The 15,761-nt window shown below is 31.0% G+C and carries 15 protein-coding genes; 14 read left to right on the top strand and 1 reads right to left on the bottom strand.

Annotation, left to right across the window (positions count from 1 at the left end):
• The 5 genes from pulA to RQ893_RS04675 form a co-directional block, all read left to right on the top strand.
• A partial coding sequence (pulA, locus tag RQ893_RS04695) for a type I pullulanase (RefSeq protein ID WP_311481897.1) occupies positions 1–1,724 on the top strand: 1,724 nt, incomplete at its 5' end.
• Complete coding sequence (locus RQ893_RS04690; protein WP_311481896.1) at positions 1,714–3,408, top strand: phospho-sugar mutase; 1,695 nt, start codon at positions 1,714–1,716, stop codon at positions 3,406–3,408. The genes pulA and RQ893_RS04690, both read left to right, overlap by 11 nt.
• 102 nt (positions 3,409–3,510) lie before the next feature.
• Entirely contained in the window at positions 3,511–4,014 is a 504-nt protein-coding gene (locus RQ893_RS04685; protein WP_311481895.1) for an FHA domain-containing protein, read from the top strand.
• Positions 4,007–5,272, top strand: a complete 1,266-nt coding sequence (locus RQ893_RS04680) for an FtsW/RodA/SpoVE family cell cycle protein (RefSeq protein ID WP_311481894.1) — start codon at positions 4,007–4,009, stop codon at positions 5,270–5,272. The genes RQ893_RS04685 and RQ893_RS04680 overlap by 8 nt, the downstream gene beginning before the upstream one ends.
• A complete protein-coding gene (locus tag RQ893_RS04675; RefSeq protein ID WP_311481893.1) occupies positions 5,262–6,782 on the top strand; it encodes a penicillin-binding protein 2 in 1,521 nt (506 codons plus the stop codon). Before RQ893_RS04680 ends, RQ893_RS04675 begins: the two co-directional genes overlap by 11 nt.
• Here the strand turns inward: RQ893_RS04675 and RQ893_RS04670 are convergent, their stop codons facing one another.
• Entirely contained in the window at positions 6,783–7,568 is a 786-nt protein-coding gene (locus RQ893_RS04670) for an NAD(+)/NADH kinase (RefSeq protein WP_311481892.1), read from the bottom strand.
• A gap of 39 nt (positions 7,569–7,607) precedes the next feature.
• Between RQ893_RS04670 and RQ893_RS04665 the strand changes: the two genes are divergently transcribed.
• The 9 genes from RQ893_RS04665 (at position 7,608) to RQ893_RS04625 (ending at position 15,674) form a co-directional block, all read left to right on the top strand.
• Entirely contained in the window at positions 7,608–8,450 is an 843-nt protein-coding gene (locus RQ893_RS04665) for an RluA family pseudouridine synthase (RefSeq protein WP_311481891.1), read from the top strand.
• A 271-nt stretch (positions 8,451–8,721) separates the two neighbouring features.
• Positions 8,722–9,330 carry a YtxH domain-containing protein gene (locus tag RQ893_RS04660; RefSeq protein ID WP_311481890.1) on the top strand — a complete coding sequence of 203 codons (609 nt, stop codon included), beginning with the start codon at positions 8,722–8,724 and terminating at the stop codon, positions 9,328–9,330.
• Between the two features lie 14 nt (positions 9,331–9,344).
• Positions 9,345–9,788 (top strand): hypothetical protein, encoded by a 444-nt coding sequence (locus RQ893_RS04655; protein ID WP_311481889.1) that lies wholly within the window; start codon positions 9,345–9,347, stop codon positions 9,786–9,788.
• Positions 9,789–9,832: 44 nt separating this feature from the next.
• Positions 9,833–10,837, top strand: a complete 1,005-nt coding sequence (locus tag RQ893_RS04650; RefSeq protein WP_311481888.1) for a LacI family DNA-binding transcriptional regulator — start codon at positions 9,833–9,835, stop codon at positions 10,835–10,837.
• 67 nt (positions 10,838–10,904) lie between these two features.
• A complete protein-coding gene (locus tag RQ893_RS04645) occupies positions 10,905–11,165 on the top strand; it encodes an HPr family phosphocarrier protein (RefSeq protein ID WP_311481887.1) in 261 nt (86 codons plus the stop codon).
• Between the two features lie 74 nt (positions 11,166–11,239).
• Positions 11,240–12,946 (top strand): phosphoenolpyruvate--protein phosphotransferase, encoded by a 1,707-nt coding sequence (gene ptsP / locus RQ893_RS04640; RefSeq protein WP_311481886.1) that lies wholly within the window; start codon positions 11,240–11,242, stop codon positions 12,944–12,946.
• Positions 12,947–12,956: 10 nt separating this feature from the next.
• Positions 12,957–13,850, top strand: coding sequence for a phosphotransferase (locus RQ893_RS04635; protein WP_311481885.1), 894 nt, complete (start codon positions 12,957–12,959; stop codon positions 13,848–13,850).
• 181 nt (positions 13,851–14,031) lie between these two features.
• Positions 14,032–14,877 (top strand): YitT family protein, encoded by an 846-nt coding sequence (locus tag RQ893_RS04630; RefSeq protein WP_311481884.1) that lies wholly within the window; start codon positions 14,032–14,034, stop codon positions 14,875–14,877.
• Positions 14,878–15,134: 257 nt separating this feature from the next.
• Positions 15,135–15,674: a S1 RNA-binding domain-containing protein gene (locus RQ893_RS04625; protein ID WP_311481883.1), complete on the top strand. Its 540-nt coding sequence runs from the start codon at positions 15,135–15,137 to the stop codon at positions 15,672–15,674.
• Positions 15,675–15,761: the final 87 nt, after the last annotated feature.

Genomic DNA, 15,761 nt, shown 5'->3' with positions numbered 1-15,761 from the left:
AGGATGATATGGGCATATTCACCTTAACTCTTCAAGGAGATTATGATGAATATTTTTATAATTATATCGTTGATGACATTTATGAGGTCACAGATCCTTATACTAAATCGGCTTCGATTAATTCTATGTATTCTGTTGTAATTAACCTTGAAGATACAAATCCTGATGGTTTTAAAGAAAGTAAGATTCCCAAAATTAATGAAAATGAGGCTATTATCTATGAGCTTAGTGTGAAGAACTATACAGCAGATAAAACCAGTGGAGTTTTGAACCCTGGTAAGTTTTTGGGACTTTCAGAAAAAGGAACAACTTATAAAGGAGTTAGGACCGGAATTGATAATATTAAAGATTTAGGTGTGACCCATGTTCAGCTTTTACCAATTTATGACTTTATAAGTGTAGATGAAGGTGGGGAGAGATTTTTTGATGACGATAATTATAATTGGGGATATGATCCTGAATTATATTTCGCGCCGGAAGGCTCCTATTCGACCAACCCCTTAGATCCAAAATCAAGAATTAGAGAAACCAAAAAGATGGTTAAGGCTTTTCATGATAGGGGAATAGCGGTTGTGATGGATGTAGTATTTAATCATACATTTAAAACTGTCGATTCAAACTTAAATACACTAGCTCCAAAATACTATCACAGAACAAATTCAGATGACAGTTTTTCTAATGGGTCTGGTTGTGGTAATGAACTAGCAAGTGAAAAGCCATTTGTAAGAAAACTTATAATAGATTCTTTGCTTTATTGGGCAAAGGAATATAAAATAGATGGTTTTAGGTTTGACTTAATGGCTCTCATTGATTTAGAAACGATTAGAATAGCTATAAAAGAACTTAAAAAAATAAACCCAAACATAATTGTTTATGGAGAGCCTTGGATGGCCCTATCGTCACCGCTTTGTTATGAGCAACAAATTTGGAAAGGTAGACAGAAGTCTAATGGATTTGGCGTTTTTAATGATGACTTTAGGGATGCAATAAAAGGTGATGTAAACTCTTATGGTAAAGGATATATTCAAGGTATTTTCCATAACAAACATGCAATTAAAACAGGAATAAGAGGCTCAATAGATTATGGCGATGGAGATGGTTTCACTGATGATGCAAGTGAAACAATCAATTATTTTAATTGCCATGATAATTTAATTATCTATGATAAGCTTGCCATATCTCTTGATGATAGTAGTGATATCAATTCCTATGTGAAATTGGCTCTTGGATTGGTGATGCTTTCTTTTGGAAAACCATTTATTTATGAGGGTAATGAATTTAATCATAGCAAGAAAAATGATGCTAATTCATACAGGTCACCTCTTTCTATAAATGCTATAAATTGGGAAGATAAAAAAAATAATTTTGAACTTTTTAACTATACTAAGGAATTAATTTCTTTAAGAAAGTCTATTGACGCTTTCAAATATACAAGTAAGAAAGAAATCGAAAGGCGACTTAGATTTATAGATGGACTTGACGATAGTATATTAGGTTTTACTCTGGATAAAGAATATTTAGTTCTTATAAATGCTAATTGCTGTGAGATGTTCGTATCTAAGGATTTTTTGATAAAATATTTTTGTCATAAAAATGATTGTGAAATTGATAAGATTTTTGATAAAGAGGGTAAGAATAATATAAGTATAGATGTTACTCATGGTATAAGTTTAGAATCTTTATCGGTAAATGTGTATAAAATAGGAGATACTTATGGACTATAAGAAAAATTTTGAAAATTGGTACGATGATGATAGGTTTGATGAAGAAACCAGAAAAGAATTAGAAGCTATCAAAAATAATGATGATGAAATTAAAGATAGGTTTTACCAATCATTAAAATTTGGTACAGCTGGACTAAGAGGTAAACTTGGTGCAGGTACTAATAGAATGAACAAGTATATGGTTGCTCAAGCAACTCAGGGTTTTGCTGATACAATAGCAGAAGGGGGCGAAGAAGCTAAAAAACGTGGAGTTGCTATAGCCTATGATGTTAGGCATAAATCTTTAGAATTTTCGAAAATAGCTGCTGAAGTTTTTGCTGCAAATGGTATCAAGGTTTATATTCATAAGGACATTGAACCAACCCCAGTATGCTCATTTACAATTCGTGAGCTTGGTTGTGTTGCAGGTGTAATGGTAACAGCTTCTCACAATCCTAGAGAATACAATGGCTACAAAGCATACAATGAAGAGGGTAGCCAAATTATGGATGAGACTGCAAATAAGATTTTATCCTATATTGGGAATCACCAAGACTTTTTTGCAATTCCTAGAATTGACTTTGAGGAAGGTCTTAGAGATGGAATAATTGAATATGTTCCAGAAAAAGTAATTGATAAATATATTTCTCTAATTCTTGATTGTACAATCAATGATGAAGGAATTGATAAGGATATTTCCGTAGTATATTCACCATTAAATGGTACTGGTAACAAACTTGTTAGAAGAATTCTTGATGAAAGAGGATTTACAAATATTCATGTAGTAAAAGAGCAAGAAAATCCTGATCCAGATTTTACCACAGTTGGTTATCCAAACCCTGAAGATCCAAAGGCTTTCAAATATTCTGAAGAACTTGGTAAGAAAGTTGGAGCAGACCTTCTTCTTGCAACAGACCCTGACGCTGATAGGTGTGCAGTAGAAGTAAGGGATAAAAATGGGGAATATCAATTTTTAACTGGTAATTTAATAGGTACACTTCTAACTCAATATATACTAGAAGGATTAAATAATAAGGGAGAGCTACCAGAAAATCCTGCAGTGGTTAAATCAATAGTAAGTACAGATCTTATTGCGCCAATAGCAGCAAAATATGGCGTTCAAAAATTTGATGTTTTAACTGGATTTAAGAATATCTATGATAAAGCAAATGAACTTGAAAGAAATAAGTCAGGTAAATTCGTATTTGGTTTTGAAGAATCAATCGGCTATAACTATAAGGATTTTGTAAGAGATAAAGATGCAGTTAATTCAGCCATGATGATAACTGAAATGGCTGCCTACTACAAGGCTCAGGGTAGGACTTTAATTGATGTAATAGAAGATATTTATAAGGAACATGGATACTATTCTAATGAAGTTGTATCAATAGTACTTGAAGGTGTAGATGGTCAAGAAAGAATTGGCAGGATTATGACTGAAGTAAGGACAAACCCTATCAAAGAATTTAACGGTGATAAGGTTGTTAAGGTTATTGATTATCAAAACGATGAAACAGGTCTTCCAAAATCAAATGTATTAAAATATTATTTTGCTGATGAATCTTGGGTAACTTTGAGGCCATCAGGTACAGAACCAAAGATTAAAATATATGTAAATGCCATAGCTGATTCCATGGTTAAGGCGACAGAAAAGAAAGACGCTATAGTCAAACACATGGAAGATTTAATTGACTCTATAAAATAAGATGTATTGGTAAACCTCAGGCTAAAGCTCTGAGGTTTTTTTATTTAAAACTTGAATTTAACTTAAAATTATCATAATATATAGCCAAGGAGTACTTATAATATGGAGAATTTTTTTAATTTCATTGATAAGTTATTTTCAATAAATGTTTTTGGAAGCTTAACTTTATATCAATTATTATCAACAATATTAAAATATATATTCGTTTTTGTAGTTTTTTATTTTATTTATTCTATAATTAGGATAATATACTATGATGTTAGGACTACACTAAAGAAAGAACAGGATTCAGATACTTACTTAAAGTTAATAAATATGAACGATGGATTTTCTTTCATGGTTCAAGAATATTACTTTATAGGTGAGGATAATACTATTGGACGTGATGCCAGAAATACTATAAGTATAAATGATAAGTATTTATCAAAATTTCACGCACGAATTTTACAAGATGAGGATATGTATTTCCTAGAAGATTTAAAATCAGCCAATGGTACTTATCTAAATGATGAAAAAATCACAGATGCTATAGAATTAAAATCTGGTGATATTATTAGGATAGGTTCTCTCAAGTTTTTATTTGTTCAAGGTGATAGAGATGAATAAGACAACTGATCTATTAGAAAAATCATTGAGAAAAACAAGTGCAAAGGCTAATGCTATATTGTTTTTCTTTGAATTTTTGTCTTTATCTCTTGCTATGATTTTTAATATTAAAAACCTAACAAATATGGATTTTTACACCTATATAGCAATCTTGGTTATAACTTTACTTACATCCTTTTTGGTAGATAGGTTCACTAAATCAGATAACATTTTGCTGCTTATAGTAAATATGCTATTTTCGATAGGTGTGGCTCTTATTTATAGGCTAGACCCAAAGCTTGGTAGGAAACAGTTGCAGTTTTACTTAATTGGTGTAATCCTATTCTTCATGACTTATTTTATATTAAAGTTCTATAAGAAATGGGATAAACTAATATTATTTTATGCTGGCATATCAATTGTATTGTTTATAATCACCTTGATTTTTGGTACCAACTTATATGGTGCAAAGAACTGGATTATTATTGGTAACAAAATTAGTATTCAGCCATCTGAATTCATCAAGATACCGCTAGCTTTTTTTATAGCGTGTTTTTATACAAATTTCAACCAAATTAGTCAAAAACCTTTTGGTAGATATTTTATGAATTTTATGATTTATGTTTTCATTGGTTTCTTATTTTTACAAAAAGACTTGGGAACTGCGCTAATATTCTTTGGAGTATTAATATTAAGTCAATTTGTCTATGAAAAAGATAGAAAACTAATATTTATAAATATGTTTTTTATGATTATAGGTTCAGTTGTAGCTTATTTTTTATTTGGTCACGTTAGAATAAGGGTAGCAACTTGGCTTGATCCATGGTCTGATATAGATGCGACAGGATACCAAATAACCCAAGCCTTATTTGCAACTGCAAGTGGTGGCCTGTTTGGAACAGGAATCGGTCTTGGAAGACCGGATTATATCCCTGTTGCAGAATCTGATTTTATTTTTTCGGCTATTTGCGAAGAAATGGGTATTTTCATGAGCATAGGAGTTGTATTATTATTTATGATATTGGTATATAGGGCTATAAAAATTTCACTCACCCAACAAAATAAATTTTATTCTGTCTTAGCCTTTTGCATAGGTATCTTATTTGCTCTTCAAACCTTCATCATCCTTGGTGGAGTGCTAAAACTTATACCCTTAACAGGAGTTACCTTACCTTTTATTAGTCAAGGTGGTTCTTCTATGCTTGCAGGTTTTATCTTGCTTGGCTGTCTCCAATACTGTGGAGAAGAAATAAAAGAGGAGGGTAGGGATGCCAGATAAAAAATCTAATAAAAAAAGAATTAATAAAAAAAGTTTTTTAGATAAAATTAAAGAAATAGAAGAAAAACAAAGATACAAGGAAAATAGTCAATTAAAAGTTTTAACAAAATCAACCCTAAACAAGAGGTTGGTCTTTGTAATGGTATTTTTTGTATTCTTATTTATGTTTCTAACCCTATACCTGGCGTACTTTCAGCTGTTCAGGGCCAAGACCTTAGCAGATGATTCCCACAATAGGAGGCTTTGGCTTAATGAAGATTTAGTAAAAAGAGGAAGCATATATGATAGGAATGGAAATATCTTAGCTTATAGTCAAAAAGACGATTCAGGTAAGCAAGTTAGGATATATAATTATCCTGTTGCTTCAGCGCCTGTAACTGGATATTCTTCGACAACTTATGGAAAGACAGGTATAGAAAAATCTTTTAACAAAGAATTACTTGCTATAAGTGGTGAAAATTTTAGCCAGTTTAGAAAAATGGTAGTTAAAAATGATACTGGAAATGACCTTCATTTAAGCCTCGACCAGAATATACAGAATATTGTATACGATTATCTTAGCTACTACAAAGGGGCTTGCGTAGTTATGAATCCATCAACAGGTCAAGTTTTAGCAATGGTATCAACACCAAGTTTTAATCCTAATAGTCTTGATGCTGATTGGAATAGTTTGATACAAACTGATGACGGTAGGCTCATAAATAGGGCGTGCTTAGGTTTGTATAGACCTGGGTCGACTTTTAAAATATTAACAGCAACATCAATCTTAGATAATAACATTGATACTTCTTATAACGATAAAGGAAGCGAAATTATTCAAGGTTATGAAATAAAAAACTTTGAAGATCAGGTATTTGGAAATCTAGATTTAAGGTCAGCCTTTATAAATTCTGCTAACACTTATTTTGCTAATAAAACTGTTAAACTAGGTAAAGAAAAAATGGCAAAAACAAGTAAAAATTTTGGATTTAATCAAGATTATAAGTTTGATTTGGATAAAAATAATTCGACTATTCCTTTTGATGATTTGAATGAAGCGGATCTTGCTATGACAGGTTTTGGCTATGGTAAAACACAAGTGACCCCTCTTCACATGGCAATGGTGACTTCTGCTATTGCAAATAATGGAAAAATGATGAAACCAAGGCTTGTAGATAAGATTACAAACAAGGAAGAAAGGGTTGTTTATGAAGCGGAAGATGAAGTTCTTTCTAAAGCAACTAGCGAAAAAACAGCGAATGCTATTAGAGATTTAATGGTAGAAGTAATCAATAACGGAACAGGACAAGCGGCTTACTTAGATTGGATTCAGCTAGCTGGTAAGACAGGTACAGCTGATAAGGCGGACGGAAATGTAGATGCATGGTTTGTTGGATTTGCACCTGCTGATGACCCAAAGATAGCCTTTGCTATTGTTGTTGAAGATAGCCAAGGCACAGGCGGTGAAGTAGCTGCGCCTTTAGCAAGAAATATAGTTAGGGATATTTTTAATACAGTATCTTTTGATTAATTACATGAGCTTATTTTTGATATTAGTCCAGTAGTGGTTTTTATCAAGAATAAGCTTATTTATTTTGTTGGGAGAAACACCGATTTTAATTTTATAGTCTTTGGTGAAAAATTCCCTGCCATCAAAGATAAAAATAGTGTGATGGTTATCTCTTTTTGAAACTGCAATCTCGATGTCTGCGTCATTTGGAAGTACGACTGGACATTTAAGAGCCTTGTTTAAGTTTGAATAAACAGGAGCTATAGGAGTAAGCTGAAAGCCATTAAGCGATTGGTGCAAGATGGCGCCGTTTGCCGAAAGGTTGTAGGCAGTTGACCCGTGTGGTGTTGAGATAATTAACCCATCTCCAGCGTAATATTCTATAAAATTACCATCTATAAATACTTTAAGCCTAATAATTTGATTTTTTTTTGATTTTACTACGACTTCATTAATTGCATTTATATTTCTATTATTAATTTTAGATTGTAGTACAGTGAGTTCTTCAATCTGGTATTGATGTTTTTTAAGAGCATCGACAAATTCTTCTAGCATTTCAACTTCTATTTCTTGATAAAAGCCTAAATGACCAGTGTTAATTCCGATGAAAGGAATTGAAGAAAAATTAGAAAGGTGGACAGCGTTCAAAAAAGTTCCGTCACCACCTATTACTAAGTTTAAAAATGCGTTATAATTATAAGATGTACTAACTTGAAAGCCATTATATTGTAAGATGTTTTTTACTTTTTGAAATATTGTATTGGTATATTTAGATTTGTTTTTAAAAATGTTAATTATATTTGTCATATCATGTCCTCTCGCTTATATTATATCATAGGAGTAAGTATGAAATACATAAAAATAAAAAATAATAAAAAAATTTCTTTAAAAAAATTTCTTAAAGAAAATTATATATCTATGCGAGCCTATCAAGAATTACTCAAAAATGGGATTTACCTTAATGATAAGCTATTATTTAAAAATGTTGACTTAGTAGCGGGAGATGTAGTAAAAATTAAAATAGAAGAAGAGAACCTTGATTATGAACCTATTAAAGGTAACTTAGATGTAATTTTTGAAAATGATAATATTTTAGTAATTAATAAACCTAGTGGCATAACAGTCAACTCAAAAAATCAAATAAATTTATCAAACTTTATAGCTTACTATTTTCACGAATCCAATATAAAAGCAAAAATTAGGTTGGTAAACAGGTTAGATATGAATACATCTGGTCTGATGATGATTGCGAAAAATAAATATACCCATGCTTATTATCAAAAGCAACTCGAAGAAAATAGAATAATTAAAAAATACCTAGCTTTTGTAAATGGAATATTAGAAATTAATCGACTTTTTAAAATAAAACTCACTTATGACGAAAATACAAAGACTTATAGGGAAAATAAAAAAGGCAAGGAAGCAATAACTAAATTTAAAACTTTGGAATGTAATAAAAAACATTCAATAATAGAATGTGATATTAAAACTGGAAAAACCCACCAAATTAGGGCTAGTTTAGCAAATCTTGGCTACCCTATAATAGGAGATGACTTATATGGATCAGAATATAAGATGGATAGATTTCTTCTGCATTCTTATCATCTAGAATTTTTCGAATTTGCAAGTCAGGAAACTATTATCCTTGAGAATTTCCCTTATTTTAAGCCTTTTTTGATGAATTTGTGAAAAGATTTGTCTTGCAAAAAAAGTGAAAATATATTATAATTAAATTATCCTAAGGATAGGTCCAATTTAAACCTACAAACTTTATAAGGGATTGCGGAGTTTTAACTTTGATGACAAGCCTCCATAGAGTGGAAGTCTGAGATTTTAGACAGCTTGCCCACCTTCACAAACGGGAAGGTATTAAGTTAAGGACCTCCTTAGGGTAATATTAAGTTTTAAAATATTATTATTGGGTAATAATAAATGAGACTAAAATAAAGGAGAATGATATATGTCACTAGCAGATTATATTGAAAGTAAAGCAAAAGCTAAACAAAGAGAGATTAAATACGAAATTTGGAAGGCTAAGAACCATGACTCTAGAATGAGAGGACAAGGTCTTTTAGTTGGAGCACTAATTGGTGCAGCAGCTGGGATTTTATTTGCTCCAAAGTCTGGAAAACAAACAAGAGAAGATATAAAAGAGGCCTTTAATGATACAGTTGATACTGTAAGAGATACAACATATGATGCAATTGACCAAGCTAGAGATAGCTATGAGGATTTAAAATATAGAGCATACACTGATCTTCAACCAATTAAAGATGGCATTGAATATGGTGCAGAAGTTGCAAAAGATACTGGCAGACAAATTAAAGATGCTTCTAGAGAAGTGAAAGAATCCATTTTGGATGGTGCTAAAGACGTTAAAGAAATCGTAAAAGATAGCGCTGGCGAAATTTCTAAAGTTGCTGATGAGAAAAAAGATGAAATCTCAAAAGAAGCAAAAGAAACAAAAGAAGTTGTAAAAGAAGGCGCCAAAGATTTAAAAGAAGAAGCTATTGAGACAAAAGAAAAGGTAAAAGAGAACGATTCAAAAGTAAAGCATAATAATAATTAATCAAGGAGATATAAATGAGTATAACCATAGATTTTTATCTTCTTGGAAATATAATTATGAGCGTTTTAGCTATACTAGCCTTGATATTTTTAGTGCTAGTTTTAGTTAAAGTAAATAAATTGTTGGGAAGCATTCAAGAAGTGCTTAATAAAAACTCAAGTAATATTGACAATGTGATTAATAAGCTACCTCATTTAACAAACGAAGCAACAGCTCTTGTTGATAATGTAAATAGCGTAGTTACAGATCCAAACTTAAAGATGGCAATAGCAAAAGTAAATGATACAATGACAAGCATTAATTCTATAGCTGATGATATAAAAGATACTGTTAATTATGTTGGAATAACTGCGGTTGACAGTGTTGATACTTTTGGAGCTGGAGTAGCATCTATTACTGACTATTCGTCATTAATCATGGATGTCATAGATATCGTAAAAAACGTAATTGCAGGTTAATCTTAGGCCATATTTAACTTGGTCTTTTCTATAATGGAGGAAATATGGGACAACCAACAATCAAAGACGTAGCTAAGCTTGCAGGCGTATCTATATCTACGGTTTCAAGGGTTATGAATAATTCAAAACCTGTAAGTCCAGAAGCAAGAAGAAAAGTTGTAGATGCAATTAATAAGCTTGATTTTAAACCTAATGAACTAGCTAGATCCTTAGTTATGAGAAAATCAAATTTAGTAGGTGTAATAGTTAAGGATATTGGCATTGAATATATGGCTCAGCTTATAAGAGGTATAGAAGAGATTGGTAGGGTATATAAATATGATATCTTACTAACAAGTTCTTATGGTGAAGATAAGCAAGTTGAAAATTCAATTGACTTTCTAGCAACAAAGCAAGTTGAGGGTCTTGTTATTATAACAGAAGATATTTCGACAGAAATACTTGTCAAATTAAGAGAAACAAGAATACCTTTTGTAATCCTAGATAAGTATCACAATTATAAAAATATTAAGTCTGTAAAAGTAGATTATGAGAGTGAAGAATTCAAATTAATTACTAGCCTTACTGAGGCAGGTCACGAAAATATTTTATTAATTGCTGGCAAAGACCAAAATGTTATCAATGAATCTATGATAAAGGGTTACGAAAAAGCTGTAGGAGAAAATAAATCTTATATTCTAAGAATAGACGGAATGTTAAGTGATGATGGATATTCTTGTGCAGATCAGGCAATTGATATTATTAAAAAAGATAATATCACTGCTGTTGCTTGTGTAAACGATGAGATTGCGATAGGATTTATGAACTACTGCTTAGACCACGGTATCAAGGTTCCAGATGATTTGTCTGTAGTCGGTTTTGGTGATAATAAGATTGCAAGCATTTATAGACCTAAATTAACAACAGTTTCTATTCCTTATTATGACATTGGTGCTATTTCTATTAGAGCTTTAATAAAAAGAATTAAGCACGAAGCAGAGATTTTGGAAGATGACTGGATTATAGATGCACAAATTAGTAAAAGAGAATCAACTAAAGTTATAAGATGAAATATTGTTAAATTTTCGAAATATAGTAAAATATAATTATAAATGAAAAACAAATTAGGAGGATTTTATGGCAGAAAGAACAGTAATTGTTACAAATGAGACAGGTTTACACGCTAGACCAGCAGCATCATTAGTACAATTTGTAAAAAATTATCCAGGTGAGGTTACAATAATTAAAGAAGAAAAAGAAGCAAATGCAAAGAGCATCTTCAATGTTATGAGCCTTGGAATAGCTAAAGGAACAGAAATTAAACTAGTAGTTGAAGGCGATGATGAAGAAAAATTCGCTGACGAATTAGTTGAATTTGTTGAGAATTTAGCAGAATAAAATCAAGTCTATAAAGGATACTTTTACAGTATCCTTTTTTTAAAATTATAAATATATAAAGGAGAATTATTTATATGACTAAAAAATATGAAGGAATTAAGGCGAGCACTGGCTACGCAATTGGTAAGGTTTATTTGTTTACCAGAGAAAAAATCGAGGTAAACCAAGATAAAATCAGTGATGATTTAGCTGAAAGCGAATATCAAAAGGTAAAAGATGCCATTGATTCTTATTTCGAAGACCTAAGTAATCTTGATAATCCAACAGAAGCACAACAAAATATTGCAAATGCCCATAAAGAATTACTCCAAGACCCATATTTTTCTGATACTATAGAAGGAAAAATTAAAAATGAAAATAAAAATAGTGAACTTGCCTTAGATGAAACCATAAGAGAAATGGTTGAAATAATGAGCGCTCTAGATGATGAGTATTTAAAGGAACGTGCTAGTGATTATCAAGATATTGGTTTTCAAGTTATGTATAAGTTAAAGGGTATAAAGCCAAAAGATTTATCTAAACTTGATAAGGGTAGCATAATTATTTCAAAAGAATTAACTCCATCAGATACCGCAAACATGGACAAGGAAGCAGTAGTTGGATTTGCAACTGATTTGGGTGGTAAAACTAGCCATACTTCTATTATTGCACAAACTCTTGATATGCCAGCCTTAGTTGGTATGGCAGATGTGTCAACCAAGTTAAAGGGTGGGGAAAAAGCTATTATCGATGGTTTTGAAGGATTTTTGATAGTTAATCCAAGCGAAGAAGAAATAGCTAAATATGAAAAACTCATTGAAGAACAAAGAGAAAAGAAAGAAAGATTAAAAAATCTTAAAGATATGGAAGCTGTTACTAAAGATGGTAAAAAAATAGAAGTATCAGCAAATATTGGTAATCTTGAAGATCTTAGATTAGCTATTGAAAATGGATGTGATGGTGTAGGATTATTTAGGACTGAATTCTTGTATATGGAAAGTTCAGAATTCCCAAGTGAAGAAATGCAATTTGAAGTCTACAAAGAGGCCACTGAGATGTTAGGGGAAAAACCTCTTATCATTAGAACTCTTGACATCGGTGGTGATAAGGGACTTGATTATTTTAAATTCCCTGTAGAAGAAAATCCATTCCTAGGTTATAGGGCAATCCGCCTATGTTTAGACAAGGAAGATATCTTTAGGACCCAATTAAGAGCACTCGTAAGAGCTTCTGCCTTTGGAAATTTAAAGATAATGATACCTTTTGTTGTAAATATTGATGAACTTAAAAAGTCAATAGAATTAATAGAAGATATTAAAAAAGAACTTGATAGTGAGGGTATAGACTATAACAAAGATCTTGATGTTGGAATTATGGTTGAAACATCAGCATCAATACTAATGGCAGATAAATTTATAAAATACGCCGACTTTTTCTCAATAGGAACCAATGACTTAACTCAATATACCCTAGCTGTAGATAGAGGAAATGAAAATATAGCACATATGTATTCTAACTACAATCCTGCTGTCCTAAGAGCTATTAAACATGTAATAGAGGTATCTCATGAAGCAGGTAAATGGACAGGAATGTGCGGAGCTTTTGCGGCTGATACAGAAGCAACAAAACTATTATTAGGGTTAGGCCTAGATGAATTTTCAGGTTCTTCCGCAAAAATTGCAGAAATTAAAGATATAATATTGAAATCAAGTCAAGCAGATGAAAAAATATTTGCGGAAAAAGCAATCGACATGGAATTAACTTCTGAAGTAGAAGATTTAGTAAAAGAACATAATAAATAAGGATAAAAAAATGACTAGTGATATTAGAAATATCCTAGGACATACTAATATTTTTAAGAATCTGGATCAAGTTTCTAATGTTGAAAAAATTGGTTCTAGCAAATATAAGGTAGAAAAAGGTGACAAGTCCTATGTTTTTGCCTTATATGAACTTGATAAATTTGACGAAATAGAAAATGAAGCTTTTGTGAATGAAGTTTTGGAACATGGAGGCTTGAATCCACTTCAGATTTATGAAAAGGGTTTAATGCCTGATTTAGAGAAATCTTTTAAGGTATATGAATATAGAAATGAAATAGCTTTAGGTGATTTTCTTGAAAAGGCTAGCGATGATGAACAAGAAAGAATTGGTAAAGAATTTGGACTTGCTCTTAAAAAACTTCATGGAATAAAAGCTACAGATAAGGTGGATTGGCAAAAAGCCTTTATGGTTAGGATTGATCAAATATTTTATAGGCACGGTTTGAGTGAAATAGCTGATGATGACTATATTTTAATTGATTTTATAAATGCCACTAGACACCTTACAGAAAATACTGCAATCAACCTACTTTATAAAGATATTAGTGATAAAAACATTAGGATATATAGTGATAAATATTTAGATTTAAGAGGTATAAAAAAACTTGAATATGGTGATGGGATAGTTGATTTTGTTGAAATAAATAGAATAGCAATTGCTTATCCTAAATTTGCAAAATCTGCATTGAATTCCTACCATGGTGGTTACAAACCAGCTAGAAAATTTTTCAGATTATTAGGTTTATACCAAGCAACAGTTATTCTAGATAGCATTATAAACCTAAGAAATAAGACGGACTCTTTCTTAAAAAAAGAAGAGATAAATTCAATATTAGAAATGTATGATAATTTTAATAAATTAACTCCTAAGTGGGTCGATTAATCATAGGTGGTGTTATAATAGTAAGTTTTTCTGTAAAATCAATAAGAAAAGAATATTAGATATGAAATAAAATCGGTATTTTAATGAAACTTACATTTATAACAACCACCTTTTTGAATTTATATTTATTGAATAAATCTCCATTTTATGATAACATTTTATTATAATATAAGGAGGATGTATGAAAAAATACCTGTGGATTTTATTTGGATCCTTTCTTATTGCAGGGGGACTATATTTTTTTCTACTAAGCCAAAATGTAGCTGCAGGAGGAATATCTGGTTTTGCCCTAGTGGTATCAAAAGCCTTACCTTTTTTGAACTTAGGTATGGTCAACCTTTCATTAAACGTGGTAGTCCTAATTGCTGGGATGATTTTTATAGGGTTTGATTTTGCGAAGAAATCTCTCATATCTTCCCTAGCAGTTTCAACTTACATACTATTTTTTGAAAAAATGATACCTCATGTATCTTTAGGTCATGATGTAATAATAAACATATTATTTGGGTCAATTATTGTTTCACTTGGGTTAGCTATAGTATTTAATCATGAAGCTTCATCGGGAGGAACTGACTTAATTGCTGCAATATTTAATAAGTATTTTAATGTACCACTTCATGTTTGTTTGTTTTTTGCTGACTTTATTGTTGTAGCCTTATCTGCTTTTATATTTGGTATAGAGCTAGCTATGTATGCTACCTTAGCCATTATGATTCAATCCATAGGTTTTGATTATTTCATGCAAGGATTTGGAAGAAAGATATCAATCATGGTTATTTCAGATAAATATAAAGAAATTAACAATATGTTGGTGAATAAGCATGCTAAGGGAGTTACTTTAATGGAAGCAGAAGGTGGATTTTCTCATAACAATAAGAAAGTTATAATGACAATAACAAGTGTTAGAACATTTCCAGCTATAAAGGATGATATATTAAAGATAGATGATAAGGCCTTTGTGTTTACTTATACAATTTCAGAAGTTTTAGGTGAAGGCTTTACATACAACCAAGGAGAATTGTTATAAAAGAATTTACAATAAAAAGATTTACAAAAAATAAAGCATATTTAAAAACTAAGTTTGGTGATGCTGTTATTGATAAGGAACAGGTCAAAGATTATAAGCAAAATGAAAAAGTAAAAGCATTTCTTTATCGAGATCTTAACGATGTTTTAAGGGCGAGTAGGGATCTTCCTTATGAACCTGGTAAGATTTACTCTCTAAGGGCTGTAGAAATCACAAAAAAAGGTGTTTACTTTGAAATAAAAGGGGGACATGCTTTCTTGCCATTTGAGGAAAGAACATATAAGATTATTAAGGACATTGTCTATCCGCTAGCCTTTAAAGAAGAAGATGGGTGCTTGTATCTAACTAGCAAGATAAGAGAATTCTTGTCTAATAATCACGACTTTCATGAAAATGACCTTGTTAAAGGTAGGATTTACTCTATTAATAAGTCAATAGGTGCTTTTGTTGTAATTGATAATAAATATGATTCTTTAATTAGGATAAAAGAACTCCAAGGCGTATATATCGAAGGGGAAGAAATTACAGCTAGGATTAAAGAAGTAAAAAATGATGGCAAAATCGAACTAACTTTAAGAAAAAGAGCTTATCTAGAAATCGACAATGACAGTGATAAGATACTCGACTATCTTTACAACAATGGTGGAGTTGTTGATGTATCAGATAATTCGTCTCCTAATAAAATTTATTCCATTTTTGGCATGAGCAAATCTTCATTTAAGAGGGCTATTGGTCGTTTATACAAGAACCAGGATATAAAAATATTTAATAATAGAATTGAGCTAAATGAAAGGTGATTATGGAAAATAACAAACTACTAGCAGAAGTTAATGGAAAGAAAATATACAGAAATGATGTAATCTCATTTATGCAAAATATAGAAG

Source organism: uncultured Anaerococcus sp. (assembly GCF_963510915.1).
Taxonomy (GTDB): Bacteria; Bacillota; Clostridia; order Tissierellales; family Peptoniphilaceae; genus Anaerococcus.
This window is presented reverse-complemented; position numbering and strand designations above follow the sequence as displayed.

Coding starts and splice junctions, on each gene's coding strand:
- RQ893_RS04690 (WP_311481896.1), top strand. CDS start 1,714: ATGGACTATAAGAAAAATTTTGAAAATTGGTACGATGATGATAGGTTT.
- RQ893_RS04685 (WP_311481895.1), top strand. CDS start 3,511: ATGGAGAATTTTTTTAATTTCATTGATAAGTTATTTTCAATAAATGTT.
- RQ893_RS04680 (WP_311481894.1), top strand. CDS start 4,007: ATGAATAAGACAACTGATCTATTAGAAAAATCATTGAGAAAAACAAGT.
- RQ893_RS04675 (WP_311481893.1), top strand. CDS start 5,262: ATGCCAGATAAAAAATCTAATAAAAAAAGAATTAATAAAAAAAGTTTT.
- RQ893_RS04670 (WP_311481892.1), bottom strand. CDS start 7,568: ATGACAAATATAATTAACATTTTTAAAAACAAATCTAAATATACCAAT.
- RQ893_RS04665 (WP_311481891.1), top strand. CDS start 7,608: ATGAAATACATAAAAATAAAAAATAATAAAAAAATTTCTTTAAAAAAA.
- RQ893_RS04660 (WP_311481890.1), top strand. CDS start 8,722: ATGTCACTAGCAGATTATATTGAAAGTAAAGCAAAAGCTAAACAAAGA.
- RQ893_RS04655 (WP_311481889.1), top strand. CDS start 9,345: ATGAGTATAACCATAGATTTTTATCTTCTTGGAAATATAATTATGAGC.
- RQ893_RS04650 (WP_311481888.1), top strand. CDS start 9,833: ATGGGACAACCAACAATCAAAGACGTAGCTAAGCTTGCAGGCGTATCT.
- RQ893_RS04645 (WP_311481887.1), top strand. CDS start 10,905: ATGGCAGAAAGAACAGTAATTGTTACAAATGAGACAGGTTTACACGCT.
- ptsP (WP_311481886.1), top strand. CDS start 11,240: ATGACTAAAAAATATGAAGGAATTAAGGCGAGCACTGGCTACGCAATT.
- RQ893_RS04635 (WP_311481885.1), top strand. CDS start 12,957: ATGACTAGTGATATTAGAAATATCCTAGGACATACTAATATTTTTAAG.
- RQ893_RS04630 (WP_311481884.1), top strand. CDS start 14,032: ATGAAAAAATACCTGTGGATTTTATTTGGATCCTTTCTTATTGCAGGG.